The organism is Caenimonas sp. SL110 (genome assembly GCF_001044395.1).
Classification (GTDB): Bacteria; Pseudomonadota; Gammaproteobacteria; order Burkholderiales; family Burkholderiaceae_C; genus Ramlibacter.
On sequence record NZ_JANU01000003.1, the window covers coordinates 89,313 to 103,022 of the forward strand.

The 13,710-nt window shown below is 64.0% G+C and carries 12 protein-coding genes; 8 read left to right on the forward strand and 4 right to left on the reverse strand.

The features are described from left to right. Nucleotides 1–33 precede the first annotated feature (33 nt). From AQ12_RS02115 to AQ12_RS21890, 3 genes are read left to right on the forward strand one after another with little or no spacing between them, the layout of a single operon-like run. Complete coding sequence (locus AQ12_RS02115) at nt 34–1,185, forward strand: GNAT family N-acetyltransferase (RefSeq protein ID WP_152682640.1); 1,152 nt, start codon at nt 34–36, stop codon at nt 1,183–1,185. Then, nucleotides 1,133–2,380 (forward strand): glycosyltransferase family 4 protein, encoded by a 1,248-nt coding sequence (locus AQ12_RS21885; RefSeq protein ID WP_082151365.1) that lies wholly within the window; start codon nt 1,133–1,135, stop codon nt 2,378–2,380. Before AQ12_RS02115 ends, AQ12_RS21885 begins: the two co-directional genes overlap by 53 nt. After that, nucleotides 2,349–3,065 carry a PIG-L deacetylase family protein gene (locus tag AQ12_RS21890; protein WP_053076520.1) on the forward strand — a complete coding sequence of 239 codons (717 nt, stop codon included), beginning with the start codon at nt 2,349–2,351 and terminating at the stop codon, nt 3,063–3,065. The genes AQ12_RS21885 and AQ12_RS21890 overlap by 32 nt, the downstream gene beginning before the upstream one ends. 15 nt (nt 3,066–3,080) lie before the next feature. On the opposite strand, the gene AQ12_RS02130 is transcribed toward AQ12_RS21890, so the two are convergent. Beyond that, complete coding sequence (locus tag AQ12_RS02130) at nt 3,081–4,451, reverse strand: ABC transporter ATP-binding protein (protein ID WP_053076521.1); 1,371 nt, start codon at nt 4,449–4,451, stop codon at nt 3,081–3,083. A 151-nt stretch (nt 4,452–4,602) separates the two neighbouring features. Continuing rightward, nucleotides 4,603–6,588: an SDR family oxidoreductase gene (locus AQ12_RS02135; RefSeq protein ID WP_048438201.1), complete on the reverse strand. Its 1,986-nt coding sequence runs from the start codon at nt 6,586–6,588 to the stop codon at nt 4,603–4,605. Between the two features lie 214 nt (nt 6,589–6,802). Between AQ12_RS02135 and AQ12_RS02140 the strand changes: the two genes are divergently transcribed. The 4 genes from AQ12_RS02140 (at nt 6,803) to AQ12_RS02155 (ending at nt 10,172) form a co-directional block, all read left to right on the forward strand. After that, complete coding sequence (locus AQ12_RS02140; protein WP_048438202.1) at nt 6,803–7,336, forward strand: phasin family protein; 534 nt, start codon at nt 6,803–6,805, stop codon at nt 7,334–7,336. Between the two features lie 104 nt (nt 7,337–7,440). After that, complete coding sequence (locus AQ12_RS02145) at nt 7,441–8,694, forward strand: patatin-like phospholipase family protein (RefSeq protein WP_048438203.1); 1,254 nt, start codon at nt 7,441–7,443, stop codon at nt 8,692–8,694. A 5-nt stretch (nt 8,695–8,699) separates the two neighbouring features. Continuing rightward, entirely contained in the window at nt 8,700–9,362 is a 663-nt protein-coding gene (locus tag AQ12_RS02150; RefSeq protein WP_048438204.1) for a TetR/AcrR family transcriptional regulator, read from the forward strand. 36 nt (nt 9,363–9,398) lie between these two features. After that, the gene (locus AQ12_RS02155; protein WP_048438205.1) at nt 9,399–10,172 is read left to right on the forward strand and encodes a hypothetical protein; all 774 of its coding nucleotides are present in this window, start codon (nt 9,399–9,401) and stop codon (nt 10,170–10,172) included. Here the strand turns inward: AQ12_RS02155 and AQ12_RS02160 are convergent. Next, nucleotides 10,169–12,313 (reverse strand): PQQ-dependent dehydrogenase, methanol/ethanol family, encoded by a 2,145-nt coding sequence (locus AQ12_RS02160; RefSeq protein WP_082151366.1) that lies wholly within the window; start codon nt 12,311–12,313, stop codon nt 10,169–10,171. The two genes, AQ12_RS02155 and AQ12_RS02160, sit on opposite strands and share 4 nt — an antisense overlap. A gap of 98 nt (nt 12,314–12,411) precedes the next feature. Here AQ12_RS02160 and AQ12_RS02165 point away from each other — a divergent pair, with 98 nt between their 5' ends. Further along, complete coding sequence (locus AQ12_RS02165; protein WP_048438206.1) at nt 12,412–12,879, forward strand: hemerythrin domain-containing protein; 468 nt, start codon at nt 12,412–12,414, stop codon at nt 12,877–12,879. Here the strand turns inward: AQ12_RS02165 and AQ12_RS21895 are convergent, their stop codons facing one another. Then, nucleotides 12,880–13,647: a cyclopropane-fatty-acyl-phospholipid synthase family protein gene (locus AQ12_RS21895; protein ID WP_053076522.1), complete on the reverse strand. Its 768-nt coding sequence runs from the start codon at nt 13,645–13,647 to the stop codon at nt 12,880–12,882. Between the last annotated feature and the right edge of the window lie 63 nt (nt 13,648–13,710).

Genomic DNA, 13,710 nt, shown 5'->3' on the forward strand with positions numbered 1-13,710 from the left:
CAACAAGGCCCGCAAGCCAATGCACCGCACCACATGACGCAGCACGTCCCACAAGAAGTCAGGCTCTTCGAAGCCCTGCAAGCGCGCAGCCGCGACGGCGCACCAGGCGATGTGGCCGACCTCTCCGATATCGAGCAACTCGACCGGCTCGGCGCCGCCACTTTCGAGGCACTTGCACAGCGGTTCGGCTGGAAGCGGCAAGACAGCGGCTGGCTGCGCGAACGCGTGCCGCGCTGGACACCCGGCTGGGTCGAGCACCGGCATTTCGAGCAGTGGATGGCGCTGTTTGAAGCCGCTTTCGGCTACCGGATGGCGACCGACCTGTGGCGCTGGAAATACCGGCACAACCCGCTGCCCGGCATGGGCGCGTGGCGCAACGGCGAACTCGTGGCGTTCTATGGCGGCATGACGCGCGAGGTGCTGCGCTTTGGCGGCGCACCCGAACCCGTCATGCAGATCGGCGATGTGATGACCAGGCCCGACGAGCGCGCGGTCATCACGCGCACCGGCCCATTCCAGCTCGCCGCATCGACCTACATGGAACGCAACGGCGGCCACGACCTGCCTGCTTTGCTCGGCTATGGGTTTCCGACGGACAAGGCCCTCAAGGTCGCGCAGCGGCTGGGCCTTTACGAGCAGATCGACCAGATGATGGAGCTGGCATGGGAGCCGGATGACACGCCTGAAAGCTGGTTCACCCAGCTGGTGCCGGTCAACGCATCGCATCGCGCCGCCGTCGACGGGCTCTGGTCTTCAATGAAAGCGCAGTTCGCAGCGAGCCTGATCGGCCAGCGGCATTGGGCTTACCTGACCGAACGCTACGGCACGCATCCGGTCAACCACTATGAGCTCTTGCTGGTGCGCAATCGCATCACGCGCAAGGCCGCAGGCGTCGTCGCCATCCGCGACCGCGACGAAGGCGGCGTCGAAGTGCTCGACCTCGTCGGTGATCCGCAGGACTGGCCGCATCTGGTTCGCGCCATTCGCCGCTGGACGGCGCGCAAGGGCCGTCAACGCGCGTTCATGTGGGTGACCAAGAGCCACGCACCCCTGCTCGATCCGACGCAACCACGGGTTGCGCCCATGGAGCTGATGGTGCCTGCCAACATCTGGACGCCGGCCGCCACCGTCGATGAGCTTCAGGGCCGCTGGTGGCTCACCGGTGGCGACACCGATTTCCGATGAGGAGCCGCCTGTGCGCGTGATGATGGTGACCCGCGAGACGGGGCCCGATCGACGCTACGGCCTGGGGCGCAGCCTGATGCCGGTGGTCGAAGCCATGCAAGCACGCGGAATCGCGGTTCGCTACCTGTGCCAGGACGACATCACGCCGGGGCAACTCCAGTACCGCGAGGACATGATCCGGCGCTTTTCAAGATGGCCGGGCCTGCGCATGCGGGCCGACTGGATGGCGATCGTGCGCGCCTGGGTCGAGCGGCTGCAAGTGGGCGTCACAGCAGCGCGCATCGCGCGCGATGAGCACTACACGCATGTTCACGCGCACGATCCGTGGCTCGCGCTGGGCGTGTGGTTCGGCCTGATCGGATCGGGCAAGCAGGTGCGCTGGGGCGTGACCGAGCATGGCTTCGGCAGCTACAGCATGGCCACGCACCAGGACGGCCTGACGCAGGGCCCGTGGATGCAACGCCTGATGCGCCGCATCGAGACCACCGTGCTGTCGCATGCCCACTGGGTGATCGCGCCCACCAAAGCCTGCCTTGTCGAGCTGGCGCGCGACCTGTGCGTGGGAGCGCCGCCTGCCCATTGGCACGCGGTTCCTCACGCGAAGCCCGCTGTCGGGTTGACGAGCGATGACAGTCGCAGTCAAGCGCGCGCGCAGCTGGGTTGGCAAGCAGATGAGTTTGTCGTGCTGGGCGTGGGCAGGCTGGTGCCGCTCAAATGTTTCGATCGCGTGATCGAAGCCTGCGCCGAGGTGGTGCGCGAGGTGCCTGCATTGCGCGTCGTGCTGCTGGGTGGCGGCGATCCGGCTGAACTCAAGGCCGTGGCTGCGCGCTGCGGCATGGATGAGCGAGTCGAGTTCGCGTTCGTCGATGAGGTCACCCCCTACCTGCATGCAGCCGACATCTACGTGAGCGCCAGCAGCACCGAATCATTTGGCCTGGCCAACCTTGAAGCCCTGTGCGCCGGACTGACTTCGATCTGCAGCCCGGTCGGCGGTGTGGCAGAGGTTGTCGGCGACGGCGCATGGCTGGTACCCAATGACACAGCTGCGCTCGCAAAATCAATTGCCGCGCTCGCACGCGATCCTTCGTTGAGGCACGATTGGGCCCGGCGCGCCGCCGGCCGTTCTGGCAGCTGGCCCGCCGCAGAGGAAATCACACAACGCTATGTTGAAATTTATCAAGCGCCGCGCGCCTGAAGTGCCTGCCGGAAACGCCCTGCCACCTGCGCTCGATCTGTCCGGCGCGCAGCGCGTGCTCGTGATCGCGCCGCATCCGGACGACGAGACGCTGGGCTGCGGCGGCACGCTCGCGCAACTCGCTCCCTTTGCCGAAATCAGCGTGCTGCTGGTGACCAACGGCGACGGAGCCGGCGACCTGCCAGAAGGTGCGAGCGACACGCGCAAGGCCGAGATGGCCGAAGCGCTCAAGCTGCTCGGCGTGAACCGCCCCATCACCTGCTTCGATGAGCCGGACGGCGCATTCACCGACACACCCGCCTATCGCAAACGACTTGCCGCCTTGCTGGAGCAGGTCAAGCCCAACTGGGTGTTCATGCCCTGGCTGCTCGATTCGCACTCGGACCATTCACGCATCGCACGCGCCAGCTGCGACGTGCTGGCCCGCGCCAAGGGCGTGGACAAGGTGCTGTTCTATGAAATCTGGACGCCGGTGCCGGCCACGCATGTCGTGGACATCACGGCGACCGCGCTGGTCAAGCGACAGGCGCTGCTGTGTCATCGCACCGTGCTGCCGCATGGCAACTATGTCGATGCGAGCTTCGGGCTGGCGCAATACCGCGCGATCTATGTGCCGTCGCGTGAAGCCAGGTTCGCCGAAGTATTCACCGTGCGCAGCGCCGCAGACTGCGCGAAGGCAGCCTGACCTTCGCAGGCGCGTTCAGGTGATGACGCGCCGCTGGTGACCGCGCGCGGTCTCCCAGGTGCGTGGCAAATCCACCGCGCCGGGCTCGGGCCTTGAATCGGTCACGGTGAGCACCGCGACACCCTGAGCCGCCGAATAAAAGTGCAGCCCGTCTGCAGTGCCCAGATAGGCATTGATGAGGTACTCGCCCTTACGCAGCGGCAACTTGTCAAATGACATCGTGACGCGGCCGCGTCCATTGGCATCGCGCTCCAGCACGATGCCGTCGCTCTTGGAGCTCACGCTCGACAGGAACATCACCGTCCCGATCTCGATGCTGATGCCGGCGGCGGGCGGCGCAAGCGCCGGGTCCGATTCGAACTCGATGGCCACGCGCAGGCACCCCTGGCCCGATTCGCAGGCCAGGCGATCCGAAATCACGCCATCCATCGAGCACTCGACACGCGAGATCGCGCCATGTCCGGGTGTTGCGGTAGGCCGGTCGATTTCTTCCATCGCCTGCTCGCCATCCACATGCGTTCCGTGGTGCACGGGCAGACCGCCTTCCACGATGCCGGGAGGGGCAGGCGGCTGGCCGGGCGAGCTTTGCTCGGCGAGATAGCGCGAATACTCACCGACCACGCGGCTGGGCGAGCCGATCGCCTGCGCCTTGCCGTGATGCAGCCAGACCACTCGCGTGCAGAACGCTTCGACCTGGTACAGCGCGTGCGAGCAGAACAGGATGGTCGTGCCCCGGTCCTTCATCTGCAGGATGCGGTCGAACGACTTGCGGGCGAACTCGCCGTCGCCCACCGACAGCGCCTCATCGACGACCAGGATGTCGGGGTCGACACTGGTTGCCAGCGAGAACGCCAGCCGCACGAACATGCCGCTCGAATAGGTCTTGACGGGCTGGTCGATGAACGCACCTATGCCAGAGAACTCGATGATCTCGGGCATGCGCTCGTGCAACTGTTCGCGGGTGAGCCCCAGCAGCGGGCCATTGAGCAGCAGGTTGTCGCGTCCGGTGAATTCCGGGTTGAAGCCCGCGCCGAGTTCGAGCAGCGCCGCGATGCGGCCGTGCGATTCAAGCGTGCCGGTGGTGGGATTGAGCGTGCCGCACAGCAGCTGCAGCAGCGTCGATTTGCCCGCGCCGTTCTGGCCGACGACACCGAGCACTTCGCCCTGGTGAACCTCCAGGCTGAAGTCCTGCAGCGCCCAGAATTTTTCCTGCGCGAGGTCGCGCCCGAACAGCACGGACTGCAGGCGCTGCAACGGACTGGAGAACGAGGTGTAGGCCTTGCCAAGTCCAGTTGCGCGAATGACCACCGGCCGGTCCTCCCAGCCATCTTGCGATCGCTTCGCCTGCGCAGCCTGCGCCCCCTGCTCCTGCACCACCTCATCCATGACTTTGCCTAACTGCGGAAAGGAGGAATTTTCCCACAGGGATGTAAGTGCGGCTCAACAGGCTGTCATTGCGGACTTGATCCGCAATCCATGTCTTGGACGGCTGTCGCCGCTGCGCGGTGGATGCCGGATCGAGTCCGGCATGACAACCTTAGAAGTGAATACCCCGCATCATCTGCTGCATCGCCATCGCTTCAGGTGACAGCGTCGACTTCGCGTTCTTGTCGCCCTTGGCCGCTGACGAATCCGGGAACATGCGAAAGCTGGTGTTCATCGCGATCTGGGCAATGCGCGGCATCAGCGCATGCATCACCTGCCCGGTGATACCCAGGCGCGTTGCAATGCGCACCGGCTTGCCGATGCACGCCTCGGCAATCATGTCGGCGGCCTCTTCGGGCGCGAGCGTCGGCACGTTCTTGTAGATGTTGGTCGGCGCGATCATCGGCGTGCGAACCAGCGGCATGTTGATGGTGGTGAAGCTGATGCCGCGATCGGCGAACTCGCTCGATGCACAACGGGTCCACGCATCGAGCGCCGCCTTGGACGCCACGTAAGCAGAAAAGCGCGGTGCATTGGTCAGCACACCGATCGAGCTGATGTTGACGACGTGACCCTTCTTGCGCTCGGACATGCCGGGCAACAGGCCCATCGTCACCCGCAGGCATCCGAAGTAGTTCAGCTGCATGGTCCGCTCGAAATCGTGGAAGCGGTCGTAGCTCGACTCGATGGCGCGGCGGATCGAACGGCCCGCGTTGTTGATCAGGAAATCGACGCCACCATGATCGGCAATCAGCTGCGCGATGAAGCGGTCGCAATCGGCCATGTCCGCGATGTCGGCGGAATACGCGATGAACTCATAGCCCTTGGCCTTGGCTTCCTTGCACGCTTCGTCGAGCTTGTCCTGGTCGCGCCCGCAGATGATCGTGGTGGCACCGGCTTCCGCGAACTTGTGTGCAGCCGCCAGGCCGATGCCCGACGAGCCACCGGTGACCAGCACGACCTTGCCGCCCACGGTGCCGCGCAGCGAACGGTCGATGTGCAGGTCGGGATCGAGGTTGCGCTCCCAGTAGTCCCACAGGCGCCACGCATAGTCCTTCAGGTTGGGCACGGTGATGCCCGAACCCTTGAGCGCAGCAGCCGTATCGCGGCTGTCGAAACGCGTCGGGTAGTTCACGAACGTGAGGATGTCTTCTGGCAGTGCCAGGTCCTTGAGGATCGCACTGCGGATGCGGCGCACCGGCGCCACCGCCATCAGTCCCTTCTTGATGCCCTTGGGAATGAAGCCGAGCAAGGCCGCATTGATGAACAGGTTCATGCGCGGCGCATGGGCAGCGCGGCTGAAAATATCCAGCACATCGCCCACGCGATAGCCCACCGGGTCCACCAGATGGAAGCAGCGCTTGCCAATGCCTGTCTTGTGGCTCAAAAAGTCCAGCGCATTGACCACGAAGTCCACCGGCACGATGTTCACGCGCCCGCCTTCCAGGCCCACCGCAGGCATCCACGGCGGCAGGATCTGGCGCATGCGCTGGATCAGCTTGAAGAAGTAATACGGGCCGTCGATCTTGTCCATCTCGCCGGTCTGGCTGTCGCCCACCACCATCGCGGGGCGGTACACCGTCCAGGGCACCTTGCATTCCTTGCGCACGATCTTTTCGCTCTCGTGCTTGGTCAGGAAGTACGGATGCTCGTAGTTCTCGGCCTCCTCGAACATGTCTTCGCGAAACACGCCTTCGTACAGGCCGGCCGCAGCAATCGACGACACATGGTGAAAGTGCCCGGCATCGATCGCCTTGGCAAACTCGACCGTGTTGCGCGTGCCTTCGATGTTGACGGCGATCTGGCTTTCTTCATCGGCGCTGAGGTCATACACGGCAGCCAGGTGATGGAAGTGGTCGATCTGGCCCTTGAGCTTCTTGATGTCTTCGGACGACACGCCCAGCTTCTTGCCGGTGAGGTCGCCAAACACCGGATGCGCGCGCGTCGCGCCCACGCCCCAGTACTCGCGCAGGCCCGCGACCTTGCCTTCGCTTTCCTTTCGGATCAGGAAGTGAACGACCGAGCCCTTGCGCTCCAGCAGTTTCTTGACGAGGCGCTTGCCGATAAAGCCCGTTGCGCCGGTGACGAAATACTGCATGGGTTGACCTCCAGGGATTGAATTGGGTTTGCGTGGGGATTCGCTTTGCGGTCATTCTTGCGCAAAGAAGCCGCCGCATCATTGCGCACAAACCCGCGCGACGGAAGAGCTCTCAGGGTTGACCGCCAGCCCGTTTAGGAACGCGGCCCTAATTCCCCGGTCGCGTGCGGGCTTAAAGTCGTGGCATCCATTCATTCGTCAGGAGTCACTGCCCATGGTCACCAAGACAAAGAAGCCCGATTCGTCGTCTTCCACTTCTTCCGTCTCTTTCAAGGACGCCGCGCACCTGTCCGGCACCGTCAAGGAATCGGCGCAGCAGATCTGGCTCGCAGGCCTGGGCGCCTTTGCCAAGGCCCAGGAAGAAGGCGGCAAGGTGTTCGAGGCACTGGTCAAGGAAGGCACTTCCATCCAGCGCAAGACGCAGGCCGCCGCAGAAGAAAAAATCTCCGAGGCCACCAACCGCATGGCCAACATGGCGACCGATATTTCGTCCAAGGCATCGGGCCAGTGGGACAAGCTGGAAACCATCTTTGAAGACCGCGTCTCCAAGGCACTGAACAAGCTCGGCGTGCCATCTGCAAAAGACATCGATGTGCTGATCGCGCGCATCGACGAGCTCAATGCCAGCGTCGCGAAGATGAGCGCGCGCGGCAGTGCGGCGGTCAAGTCGGCAGCGACTCGCAAGACGGCCGCCAAACCGGCAGCCAAGCGTGCGAGCAAGACCGCATCGGCCCGCAAGTCGGCGTGATCGCTCTCAACCCCATCTGACAAAGGGCGCTTCGGCGCCCTTTGCTTTGGTGATTGCTGCATCGCAACAAGTCCGGCGGTGCAAGCCCCCTACACTGATCATTGATGACACGCCAAAAATCGAACAAACCCAGGATCGCGCTGGCCCTGGCCGGCGGTGGTCCGCTGGGCGCCATTTATGAAATCGGCGCCTTGTGCGCGCTCGACGAATCGCTCAAGGGCGTGGACTTCACGAAGCTCGATCACTACGTGGGTGTGTCGGCTGGCGGCTTCATCGCAGCGGGTCTCGCCAACGGCATCACGCCGCGCGCACTGTGCGCCTCATTCATCGAAAACGATGACGGTGCCTCCGACGTGTTCGACCCCTCCTGGCTGCTCGTGCCCGCATACAGCGAATTCGCCCGCCGCGCGATCATGTTTCCGGGCCTGGCCGCATCGGCGCTGTGGCGTGCAACCGTTGGCCGCCGCACACTCACGCACTCGCTGGAACGCCTGGGCAAGAGCCTGCCCACCGGCATCTTCTCCAACGACCTGGTCGATACGCGCCTGGCCGAATTGTTCTCGCGCAATGGCCGCACCAACGACTTTCGCAAGCTCAAGACCCGGCTGACGCTGGTCGCCACCAATCTGGACACCGGCGACGCCGCACCGTTCGGCCGGCCGGGCTGGGACCACATCACCATCTCCAAGGCCGTGCAGGCCAGCAGCGCGTTGCCCGGCCTGTTCCCGCCGGTTGAGATCGACGACCAGTACTTCGTCGATGGCGCACTCAAGAAGACGATGCACGCCTCGGTCGCGCTCGATGACGGCGTGGACCTCATGCTGTGCGTGAACCCGCTGGTGCCGTTCAATTCGACCAAGGCCGCCAACGCACGCGTGATGCAGCGCGGCCTCACGCAAGAGCAGCGCGCCATTCCGCGCATCGCCGATGGCGGCCTGCCCGCCGTGCTGTCGCAGACCTTCCGCTCGATGATCCATTCACGAATGGAGCTGGGCATGAAGCACTACGAACGCGCCTACCCCCACACCGACATCGTGCTGGTCGAAGCAGACCACCGCGACCCCGAGCTGTACCTGGCCAACACCTTCAGCTACAGCCAGCGCCGACAGCTTGCCGAGCATGCCTACCAGCAGACACGCGCGTTGCTGCGTTCGCGCCGCACGACGCTCTCTGCCAAATTCGCGCGGCACGGCATTGAACTCGACGCCGAGGTGCTGGACGACCCGAGGCGCCACCTCGTTGCGCGCCGCGCGCCGCCGACTCGCATCGGCCGCGCGATTGTCTCGTTGCAGGAAGCGATGGACGACCTCGGTTACGCCATTGCCCAGCCCGCCACCCCAACGGCCACCGCCGCCTGAAACCCATGGCCAAGAAAGCGCCCCGCCGTACCGCAGAGCGCATCCTGGAGGTGACGCTCGAGCTGTTCAATCGCTTTGGCGAGCCGAATGTTTCGACCACGCTGATTTCGGCCGAACTCAACATCAGCCCCGGCAACCTCTACTACCACTACCCGGCCAAAGACGAACTCATCAACTCGCTGTTCGACCGCTACGAGAAATCGCTGGGCGAATTGCTCAATGCAAGCGATGGCGTGCGCGACGTGGAAGACGCCTGGTTCTTCATGCACACGCTGTTCGAGCTGATCTGGCAATACCGTTTTCTGTACCGCGACCTGAACGACCTGCTGTCCAAGAACCGCCGGCTCGAAACGCATTTCCAGTGGGTGCTCAAGAACAAGACACGCGCGATCCGCGCACTGCTGGACGGCATGAACCGCTCCGGCGCGCTGTCGATGGACACGCGCGAAATGGAGCCGACCGCCACGAGCATGGTGGTCGTGCTGACCTATTGGCTGAGCTACGAATATGTGCGCGACCCGCGCCGTGCGCTGGAGCCCGAAAGCGCGCAGCTCGCATTGCTGCGCGGGGCCCATCACGTCCTCAATCTGCTGGTACCCTATCTCGAACAGGGGCAGCGCATGCATCTGCTTGGGCTGGTATCGGCCTATAGCAACCCGGCGTCCTGACACCTGACACAAAAAGAAGACGGGAGACTAGACGACATGGCGAAGTGGACAGCCTTCCCCCAACTGGGTGAATACGATTTCGACGCGACCGGTGTGAAAAAGCACTGGTCTCGCCTGCACGCAGGCGACGCCGAACCCTTGCCCCTCGATGCGGCCGTGCTCGATGCATGGGTGCTCTTTCACAACGGTGACTACCAGCGCGCCGCCGAAGCAGGCTTGAAGGCAGGCGCAGACGGCATCACGGTGGCCAACAAGGCCACGGCCGTCTACGCCAACTACCTGGAGAAGAAAGAAAAGATCAAGCTCGACCTCTTCATGGAAGTCGCGCAGCGTGCCGAGGCTCTCGCGGTGCAGGACGCCAAGAACGCTAACGCCTGGTATTGGCAGGCCTACGCACTGGGCCGCTACAGCCAGGGCATCAGTGTGGCCAAGGCGCTCGCGCAGGGCCTGGGCGGCAAGGTCAAGGAAGCGCTGGAGCGCTGCATCAAGCTGCAGCCCAAGCATGCCGATGCGCACATTGCGCTGGGCGCGTTCCACGCCGAGGTGATCGACAAGGTCGGCACGCTCATTGGCGGCATGACCTACGGCGCCAAGAAAGACATCGGCCTGAAGCTCTTCCAGGATGCGCTCAAGCTCAATCCCGCGTCTCCCATCGGCATGATCGAATACGCCAACGGCCTGGTCATGCTGGAAGGCGACAAGAAGCTCAAGGACGCCACACGGCTCTATGAGCAAGCCGCCGCGAGCAAGCCGGCGGATGCGACCGAGCACCTCGATGTGGCGCTGGCCCGGGCGGAGCTGGACGATTAGGGCTTGACTGCGGGTGTTCCCGGCGACGTCTCATCCCGAAGCAGTCGCGCCCGGTCACCGACAAATGCACGGATCGCCTCGCTGTCCTGCGACGTGAGGGTGCCGGCCCAGTTGGGCATGCCACGGGCTTCGAGCGCGCCGCCCAGGACCACGGCTTCCCACGCCCCGCGCGCCGTCAACATCGGGGAGCGGCGCAGGTCGGGGATCGTGTTGTGGCCGTATGCGCCCTGGCCGTGGCAGGTACCGCAGTAGCTGTAGAGCGTGCGCCCCCTTGCGATGACAGCGTCTGACCAGGTCTGGTCCGGCACATTGGGCGGCGGGTGCGGACGGCTGTTGTCGGGTGCGCTTGCCTGCCCGTCGAGCTTGAAGACCAGCACCCTTCCGTTCAAGCCGACCCTGGGCGTCTCGATGAACGGAAAGTACAGCGCGTTCGACCCCCCAAAACCGCTCAGCACCGCCACGTACTGCTCGCCCTTGACCTCGTAGGTCATCGCCCCGGCGATGATGCCGTCAAAGCCCTGCCAGCTCCACAGCCGCTCGCCGGTGTCGGCCCGGTAAGCATTGAAACGGCCGTCGGGTCCGCCCTGGAACACGAGGTTGCCCGCCGTCGCCAGCACGCCGGCAGCCGAGATGCCGGGGTGGCGGACGCGCCACGCCTCCTTCTGGTTGACGGGGTCCCAGGCCAGCAGGAATCCGCGGGTCTTCAGGGCCATCGACTTGCGATCAGCCTCATTTTTCGGGCCTGCAAAGGTCAGCGAACTGATGCCCAGATTCTGCGAATTCGACTGATAGCCGTAGCCGTCGTCGGCGGCATAGTCGATGGGCACGTCCTGCGCCGGGATGTAGGTGAGTCCCGTCTTCGGGCTGAAGGCCATCGGGTGCCAGTTGTGCGAGCCGAAGGCACCGGGCATGGCGACGAATCGCTCACCGGTCCTGGCGTAGCGCGCAGCCGGATTTTCAACCGGCCTTCCGGTTTCGAGGTCGATGCGCGAAGCCCAGTTGACCGAGGTGAACTTCTCGGCGGAAACCAGCTTCCCATCGCGCCGGTCGATCACGTAGAAGAACCCGTTCTTGGGCGCGTGCAACAACACCTTTCGCGTCGCCCCCTTGATCGTGAGGTCGGTCAGGATGATGGGCTGGGTGGAGGTGAAGTCCCAGTCATCTGCGGGCGTCTGCTGGTAGTGCCACTTGTACGCGCCCGTGTCCGGGTCGAGCGCCAGTATCGAGGCGACGAACAGGTTGTCGCCCGCACCGCGCGCCTTCGAACTCCACGGGCTTGAATTGCCGGTCCCGACGATGATCTGGTCGAACTCCTGGTCGTAGACGATGGTGTCCCAGGGCGTCGCGCCCCCGCCCGTCTGCTTCCAGCCGCCATCGCCCCAGGTCGGGAACGCCTTGTCCATCAGCACCTTGTCGGATGCGGCGCCATCGGGCTTGTTTTGCGGGTTGGGCGTCATGTAGAAGCGCCACGCGGGCTTGCCGGTCTCGGCGTCGTACGCACCCAGGAAACCGCGCACACCAAAATCGGCGCCGCCCTGTCCGATGAGCACCTTGCCCTTGACCACGCGTGGCGCGCCGGTGATGGTATTGACCGACTTCGCATCGAAGGTTCGCGTGGACCAGACCCGCTGGCCGGTTGCCGCATCGAGCGCTTCGAGGCGTCCGTCCAGCGTGGCCACATAGATCTTGCCGTTCCATGCAGCAATGCCCCGGCTGACCACATCGCAGCAGGCATGAACGGCCTTGGCGCCGGGCACCTTGGGGTCGTAATGCCACAGCTGCCTGCCGGTGGCAGCGTCGTAGGCGTACACATGGGACCAGCTGGTGCTGGTGTAGAGCACGCCATCGACCACGAGCGGTGTTGCTTCCTGCCCGCGATTGGTCTCGAAGTCGCCCCACCAGGCGAGCTTGAGGCGAGGCACCGTGGACACGTTGATCCTGTCGAGCGCGCTGTAGCGGGCTTCGGCGTATGTGCCGCCCACGGTCATCCAGTTGGCGGGGTCCTGGGCAGCGCTCGCCAGGCGGCTGGCGTTGACCGGCGTCGGCGCTTTTTGCGCGAGCGTGCTGGTCAACATCGTGGAAAGCAAGACCAGCGAAATCAACGATACCGTTGCACGCCAGCCAACCAGATTGAACTTCATGGGGGTCGATTGTGCCGCCGTGCAAATAGACCCGTTCCGATGGGTTCATGCGGCCAGCGCCTACAGCACTGTTGAGCCTTCGCCCGCAACATCTGCGCATGAACATTTTTGAAGCCCTGCGCATTTCGCACGACACGCAGCGTGCCCTGGCAACGCAGATCCTGCAAACGCAGGGCGATTCGCCCGAGCGCAACCGGCTGTACCGCGAGCTCAAGCACGAACTCGCCGCGCACGCCGCAGCCGAGGAGCGCTGGTTCTACAGCCCGCTCATCGACCACGACGAATCGATGGCGCAATCGCGGCACGGCATGGCCGAGCACCATGAGATGGACAAGCTGGTCGACGAGCTCAATTCGATGGAGATGAGTTCATCCGGCTGGCTCGCGCATTTCAAGAAGCTGCACCACAAGGTCTATCACCACCTCGAAGACGAAGAGCACGCGATCTTCCAGCTGGCCGGCAAGGTGCTGACCGAAAAGCAGAAGACGGATCTTGCGAAGTCTTACGAAGAAGAGTTCGTGAACTTCCGGCTTGGCCAGATGCCTATCAGTTCGGCAGAAAGCTGATCAGGTTTTGCTGAAGACCAGCCGCGCATAACCGTAGCGGCCGTCGCGATATTTTTCGCGGTACGCCAGGTTCGAGGCGTTCAGACCGTCTATCTGCCCGGTGGTCGCGCCCACCTGTTCAATCAGTTCATCGCGCAATTCATCGGCCGACTTGAGCATGTGATCGACTGTGGGCGCTGCGAGCTTGGACAAGTCCAGGTGCTCGTCCAGCGTGAAGCCATTGGCAGCGCTGGCCGCCATGTAATCGGACAGCAGGTTCAGGCCCTGCTCGCCTTCATAAGCGCGACGCAGGCCCACCTCATCGAGGATGAGCAGCTTGCCACCGGGCTTGAGCGCGCGGGCTGCGCCACCAAAAATATCAGCCGGTGCGATGTACTGCGCCGATTCCTGGAACAGGACCTGGTCCCATTGCCGGTCGGGCACGAAATCTTCCCAGCGCGAGCAGATGATTTTTTCGCCAGTGCCAAATCGCTCATTGGCATACGCAATCTGTCCCGCGTCCGGGTTCACGCCTGTCACGTCGTAGCCGCGCGCCAGCAGCATGGACATCGTCGCGCCCATGCCGGTGCCCACTTCCAGCACGCTCGCAGGCGCCGGGACCAGCCGCTCCAGCAACAGTTCAGTGGAATGCGCCTGCGCCTGCGCGAAGCTGTCACTCGCGTTGGCGAACAGGCCGTAGTGCAACCAGTCCAGGTTGCAGCCGCTGCGAACCAGCAGGTGTGCGTAAACGTTCAGTGGAAACGGAAAGTGCCGGTAGCGTTCGATCATTGTCGTGGCGGTGCGGATTCAAATGAGCGGGCAATGATGCCACGCTGGGAGGTCACGCCCGCA